Below are 6204 nucleotides of genomic sequence, written 5' to 3' on the forward strand. Positions count from 1 at the left end.
GGGGCGTGACCACCGCCACGGCGTCGCCTACGGGCAGTAGGTCGGCGGGCGATCGCCGACCCGGAGGAACCACGGCACCAGCTCATACTCGGCGCCCAGAGCGACACCGGACGCCGCCTCCCAGGCGTCGGCCTCCTCGTCGTGGCAGCCCGACGCCGTCTCGCCGATCACCGTGCCGTCGACCCGGCGCAACGGCCAGCGCGGCACCTGCGCCACCGGCCAGCGCGTGTTGTCCCGCACGTCCGCGTCCGGGTGCAGGAACAGCAGCGGCGGGTGGAAGTCCAGTTCCGTCCCGTCCGCGTCGACGACCCGTTCCCCCGGCGCCAGGTACGCATACCCGCGGTGCACCAGCACGACCCGCACCGGCAGTTCGTACGGGTCCAGCGGCTCGTCGTACCGGCCGTACCCGCCCAGCGGCCGCACTCCCGCCGGCCATGCAGCCATCCACGCAACCGGGCGGGTCGAGCGGCGCGGCGTGGACGTGTACGCCTCGACCAGATACACGGCGACGGCGGGGATACCGACCCGGCACGCGTCGCCGACCCCGAGCGTCTCCGGGCCGGGTTCGATGCGCACCGGCGTCCAGTTGTCGCCGCTGCTGGTCGTGTTCGGGCGGCGGGGCAGCGACCACAGCATCCCGGGCTGCCACGGGTGCTCCACGGTCAGCCGGTCCTCGTGCTCCGCCGTGACAATCGTGTCCGCCGGTGGACAGTCCAGCCGCAGGACGTCACCGGAGCGGAACGGCGGGCGCCCGTCCGGGCCGGGCTCGAACGCCGGTGCATCCGCCGCCACCAGCTGGGTCGGCTGCTGCGGCGCCGCGGGCACGGCGCCGCCCGCCGGGTGGTCGGCGTGCCGGATCCGCGGATCGGGGCGCGGCCCCAACGGACCGGAGCGCGGCAGGCCGATGTCCGCCAGGACCGGCTCGAGGTCCAGCGACACCGCCCGCACGGCCGCGGCTGCCTGCTCGGTCGGCAACTGCCGCACCAGCTCCAGCGTCGCCGCCTGCGCGTCGATCTCGGCCGCGATGAGCGCCAGCGCGCCGTAGTCCTCCGCCAGGCCGGCCACCACGTCGTCAGCGTCAAAGCCCGCGTCCTGCGCCCCCGCCGCCGCGATCACGGGGTCGGGGTTGCGGGTCACCAGCGCGTCACCGATCAGTTCCTGGGTCTGATGGAACAGCGTCGGCGCCCACGTCCCGGCCCGCCAGGACCGGTACACCATCTGCGGGTCGTAGGGTGCGCCGGCCCAGACTGCCGCGAGCGCCTCCCGCCACGCCCACCGCTCGGTGTCCGTGCCGAACGCCTCCACCAGCGGCGTCACCCGCTGCGCACACCCGGCCGCGAAGACCCGGCTCTGCCACGGCTCCAGCCCGTCCGTCCAGCCTCTCTGCACAACGCGACGCTATGCGCACCCGCACGGTGCCGGCCACGCGGGTGCTCGGGAGCGCCAGCGGCCGAAGGGGCAGGCGGCCGTCCGTACCGGCCGGTACGGAGACATCTGATCAAACTGTTGACAAACCGGGGCGTAACTTGCAAAGGTCCAGGTGAAGACGGCCTGCTCCTGCGCACCCTCACCGCAGGACGCCGTTCCTCCAGGTGCGTCGGCGCGCTCCTCCGTGAAGTGCCGGAGTCCGCCCGATGTCCGCGCGCCGCTGTCGCTCGCCGCCGCCTGCCCACTCGCGTGGGCCGGGCCCATCCCTGTCCTCGCGCACGACGCGGAAGCCTGCAATGCGGCAGGCGCCCACCGCCATGTGGCATTCCACCCGCGTTTCCGTCTGAAAGGACACCTCATGAGTCTCTCAAGGCGCCAGGTCCTGGCCGCCGGAGTGGCCGCCGCCGGGCTCGGTGCGACCGCGTACGTCGCCGGCAACGCCGAGGCCGCCAGCGCTCCGGGCGATGTGGTCGGGAAGATCTCCGTCGGTTACCAGGGCTGGTTCTCCTGCCCCGGCGACGGGTCACCGATCAACCAGTGGTGGCATTACAGCGCCAACGGCGGTCAGCCGCCGTCGCCGAGCAACACGACGCTGGTGTCGTGGCCGGACATGCGCGAATACACCAAGAGTTACACGACCGCGTACGCGAACCTGGGCAACGGGCAGCCCGCCAAGCTGTTCTCGTCCTACGACCAGCAGACCGTCGACACGCACTTCAAGTGGATGCGTGACTACGGCTGTGACACGGCCGCGCTGCAGCGGTTCAACCCGACCGGCGGTGAAGGGCCGATCCGCGACGCGATGACCGTGAAGGTCCGCCAGGCCGCGGAGGCGTACGGGCGCAAGTTCTACATCATGTACGACGTCACCAGCTGGACGAACATGCAGTCGCAGATCAAGACCGACTGGACGACGAAGATGTCCGCGTACACGGCGTCGCCGGCGTACGCGCGGCAGAACGGCAAGCCGGTCGTGTGCATCTGGGGCTTCGGGTTCAACGACGCCGGGCGCCCGTTCACGCCGGGTCCGTGCCTGGACGTCATCAACTGGTTCAAGGCCCAGGGCTGCTACGTGATCGGCGGCGTGCCGACCTGGTGGCGCACCGGTATCAACGACTCGCGGCCCGGGTTCCTGGACGTGTACCACGCGTTCAACATGATCTCGCCGTGGATGGTCGGGCGGACCGGCGACGTGGCCGGGCTCGACTCGTACTACAACAACGTCAACGTCGGCGACCAGGCCGACTGCAACGCCAGGGGGATCGACTACCAGCCGTGCGTCATGCCCGGTGACCTGTCCAACGGTGCCCGTGCCCACGGCGACTTCTACTGGCGGCACATCTACAACATGACCCGGCTCGGCGCGCAGGGCCTGTACGTGTCGATGTTCGACGAGTTCAACGAGGGCAACCAGATCGCGAAGACGGCCGAGAACGCGTCGATGCAGCCGACGAACTTCGGCCATCCCGCGCTCGACGCCGACGGGGTCGCCTGCTCGTCGGACTACTACCTGCGGCTCACCGCCGACGGCGGCCGGATGTTCAAGCGGGAGACGCCGCTGACCGCGACCCGGCCGACCCAGCCGATCGCCGGCGGCCCGACGAACCCGCCGAGCACGCCGACCGGCACCGCGTTCGCGTTCCGGTCCCGGGCCAACAACCGCTACGTCTCGGCGCCCAACAGCGGCAACTCGCCGCTGATCGCCTCCGCCACCGCGGTCGGCAACGCGGAGCGGTTCGAGGTGGTCGACCTCGGCGGCGGGAACATCGCGCTGCGCGCCAGGGTCAACAGCCGCCTGGTGTGTGCGGAGAACGCGGGTGCGTCGGCGCTGATCGCCAACCGTACCGCCGCCGGACCGTGGGAGACGTTCAAGCTGATCCGCAACAGCAACGGCACGGTCAGCCTGCTCGCCACGGTCAACAACCAGTACGTGTGCGCGGAGAACGCGGGGGCCGCGGCGCTGATCGCCAACCGCGCGGCGATCGGCGGCTGGGAGCAGTTCGACCAGGTCCAGGCGTAAGCCGAAGGCGCGGGAGGGGCACCGGCGACCCCTCCCGCGCTGTTCTTGACGATCATGTGCGCAAAACTTGGTAATGCGTTGCAAATATTTGACGACCTCTACTAGCTTCACGACCCATGACCACTGCGCCACTCATTGAGGCCCGTGACCTGACGAAGACCTACGTGACCGGGGAGCCGTACACCGCGGTCGACGGGATCGACTTCGAGGTGCGCCCGGGCGAGGCGTTCGGTGTGCTGGGCGCCAACGGCGCAGGCAAGTCCTCGACCATGCGGATGATCGCCTGCGTCTCCCCGGTCACCAGCGGCACGCTGCGGATCCTCGGCATGGACGCGGCCCGCGACGGCGAGCGGATCCGCGCCCGCCTCGGCGTCGTGCCGCAGGACGACACCCTCGACACGGAGCTCACCGTCCGGGAGAACCTGCTCATCTACGGCCGCTACTTCGGCATCCCGTGGAAGGCCCTGCGCGAACGCTGCGACCAGTTGCTGGCCTTCAGCCGCCTCGAGGACAAGGGCAGCCAGGCCGTCTCCACCCTGTCCGGCGGCATGCGGCGGCGGCTCACCATCGCCCGGGCGCTGATCAACCAGCCGGAGATCCTCCTGCTCGACGAGCCGACCACCGGCCTGGACCCGCAGGCGCGCCACCTGCTGTGGGAGCGGCTGTTCCAGCTCAAGGAGGACGGGGTCACGCTGCTGCTCACCACGCACTACATGGACGAGGCCGAGCAGTTGTGCGACCGCCTGGTGGTGATGGACGCCGGGAAGATCGTGGCCGAGGGCTCCCCCGCCGACCTCATCGAGCGGCACAGCACCCGCGAGGTGCTCGAGCTGCGCTTCGCCGCCCACGAGCGGCAGCTGATGATCGACAAGTGCGCCGAGGTGACCGAGCGGGTGGAGGTGCTGCCGGACCGGCTGGTGCTGTACACCGGCGACGGCGAGTCGACCCTCGCCGCGGTCCACGCGCTCGGCGTGCGCCCGGCCGGCGCCGTCGTGCGGCGCTCGACGCTCGAGGACGTCTTCCTCACCCTCACCGGCCGCTCGCTCATCGAATAACGGGGGAACCACCGATGACCACCGCCGCCGTGCGCGGGCTCACCTACTGGCTGTTCCGCTACCGCCGCACCTGGCGCGGCAGCATCGTGATCAGCGTCGTCAACCCACTGTTCTTCATGATCGCCCTCGGGCTGGGCCTCGGCCAACTCATCGACGCCCGGACCAACCCGCAGCTGCACGGGCACACCTACGCCGAGTTCATCGTGCCCGGACTGCTCGTCGCAGCGGTCATGCAGACGGCGTTCCTCGAAGCGGCCGGACCGGTGTTCCAGAGCACCCGCCCGACCGGCAACTACCGCTCGGCCTCGGCCACCCCGCTGCGGCCAGCCGACATCTTCCACGGGCACATGTTGTACTGGCTGCTGCGCGCGGCACAGAACGCCGTGTTGTTCATCGCGGTCTGCGCGTGCTTCGGCGCCGTCGATCTCGTCCACGGCACGCTGCTGGTCCCGATCGCGGTCCTCGTCGCAGTGGCGTTCTGCGCGCCCGCGTCGGCCTGGGCGGTGACCGTCGACCGCCCCGCAAAGCTGAACATGATGTTCCGGTTCGTGATCCTGCCGCTGTACATGTTCTCCGGCACGTTCTTCCCCATCGAGCAGCTGCCGTCGTGGCTGCAGCCGGTCGCCTGGGCGACCCCGCTGTGGCACGGCATCGACCTGGCCCGCGGCGTCGCGCTCGACACCGCGACGCTGCCCATGACGCTCGTCCACGTGGCGTACCTCGCCGCGTTCACCGCCGCCGGCATCGCCTTCGCCCGGCGAAACTACCGGAGGCAGCTGTATGTCTGAGCTGACCCTGCGCCCCGGCCGGGCGTTCTCGATGGTGGAGCGCAACCTGCTCATCTACCGGCACACCTGGCCGGTGCTGCTGGCCGAGATCTTCGAACCGATGATGTACCTGCTGGCGTTCGGGGTCGGCATCGGCGTCCTCGTCGGCACCGTGCCCGGCCTCGCCGACACCACCGTCAGCTTCCCCCGCTTCGTGGCACCCGCGCTGCTGGCCACCGCGGCGATGAACGGCGCCATGAACGAGACGACGTTCAACATGTACGCGAAGCTCACCACCGAGAAGACCTACCAGGCGATCCTCACCACCCCGATGTCCAGCCGTGCCGTGGCGCTCGGCGAGGTCACCTGGGCGCTGCTGCGCGGCACCGTCGTGTCCACCACGTTCCTGGTCGCGGTGAGCCTCATCGGCCTCACCGGCACGTGGACCGCGCTGCTGGTCGTGCCGGCCGCCCTGCTCATCGGCGCGACCTTCGCCTCGCTCGGGCTGGTCGTGGTCACCCTGCTGCGCAGCTGGCAGGACACCCAACTGATCCAGCTGGTGATGCTGCCGATGTTCCTGTTCTCCACCACGTTCTTCCCGCTGTCGGTGTACCCCCGGCCGGTGCAGTGGCTGGTGGAGGCGCTGCCGCTGTACCACAGCATCGAGCTGGTCCGGGCCTGCTTCCTCGGCACCGGCTGGCAGCACGCGCTGATCGCGATCGCCTACCTCGCGGTGCTGGGCCTCGCCGCCCTGCTCGTCGCCGTGCGCCGCCTGGATCGCACGCTGCGCAGCTGAATTCGGGCCGGCCCCGGGTGCGCCGACGCACCCGGGGCCATCCGTCGGACGGGACTCATCCTGCGTGCGTCAACTGCCGAAGACCTGCAGTGACCACAGCGAGTAGCCCCACTGCGTCGCGCGCTGGGTCCCGTACAT

Annotated in this window: 5 protein-coding genes; 4 read left to right on the forward strand and 1 reads right to left on the reverse strand. The window is 70.5% G+C overall.

The window, feature by feature from the left end; translation table 11 throughout:
* Nucleotides 1–27: 27 nt before the first annotated feature.
* Nucleotides 28–1389, reverse strand: a complete 1362-nt coding sequence (locus ACFPIJ_RS56360; RefSeq protein ID WP_380127819.1) for a hypothetical protein — start codon at nt 1387–1389, stop codon at nt 28–30.
* Nucleotides 1390–1786: 397 nt separating this feature from the next.
* Between ACFPIJ_RS56360 and ACFPIJ_RS56365 the strand changes: the two genes are divergently transcribed.
* From ACFPIJ_RS56365 to ACFPIJ_RS56380, 4 genes are all read left to right on the forward strand, one after another.
* The gene (locus ACFPIJ_RS56365) at nt 1787–3448 is read left to right on the forward strand and encodes a lectin (protein ID WP_380127820.1); all 1662 of its coding nucleotides are present in this window, start codon (nt 1787–1789) and stop codon (nt 3446–3448) included.
* Between the two features lie 116 nt (nt 3449–3564).
* On the forward strand, nt 3565–4503 hold the full coding sequence (locus ACFPIJ_RS56370; protein ID WP_380127821.1) for an ABC transporter ATP-binding protein: 939 nt from the start codon (nt 3565–3567) through the stop codon (nt 4501–4503).
* A gap of 14 nt (nt 4504–4517) precedes the next feature.
* Nucleotides 4518–5291, forward strand: a complete 774-nt coding sequence (locus ACFPIJ_RS56375; RefSeq protein WP_380127822.1) for an ABC transporter permease — start codon at nt 4518–4520, stop codon at nt 5289–5291.
* On the forward strand, nt 5284–6066 hold the full coding sequence (locus ACFPIJ_RS56380; RefSeq protein WP_380127823.1) for an ABC transporter permease: 783 nt from the start codon (nt 5284–5286) through the stop codon (nt 6064–6066). The genes ACFPIJ_RS56375 and ACFPIJ_RS56380 overlap by 8 nt, the downstream gene beginning before the upstream one ends.
* The last annotated feature ends 138 nt before the right edge of the window (nt 6067–6204 follow it).

Source organism: Dactylosporangium cerinum (genome assembly GCF_042653625.1).
Lineage (GTDB): Bacteria > Actinomycetota > Actinomycetes > Mycobacteriales > Micromonosporaceae > Dactylosporangium > Dactylosporangium cerinum.

What these genes read in the sequence shown, in the direction of transcription:
- ACFPIJ_RS56365 (WP_380127820.1), top strand. Translation starts at nt 1,787, where the DNA reads ATGAGTCTCTCAAGGCGCCAGGTCCTGGCCGCCGGAGTGGCCGCCGCC.
- ACFPIJ_RS56370 (WP_380127821.1), top strand. Translation starts at nt 3,565, where the DNA reads ATGACCACTGCGCCACTCATTGAGGCCCGTGACCTGACGAAGACCTAC.
- ACFPIJ_RS56375 (WP_380127822.1), top strand. Translation starts at nt 4,518, where the DNA reads ATGACCACCGCCGCCGTGCGCGGGCTCACCTACTGGCTGTTCCGCTAC.
- ACFPIJ_RS56380 (WP_380127823.1), top strand. Translation starts at nt 5,284, where the DNA reads ATGTCTGAGCTGACCCTGCGCCCCGGCCGGGCGTTCTCGATGGTGGAG.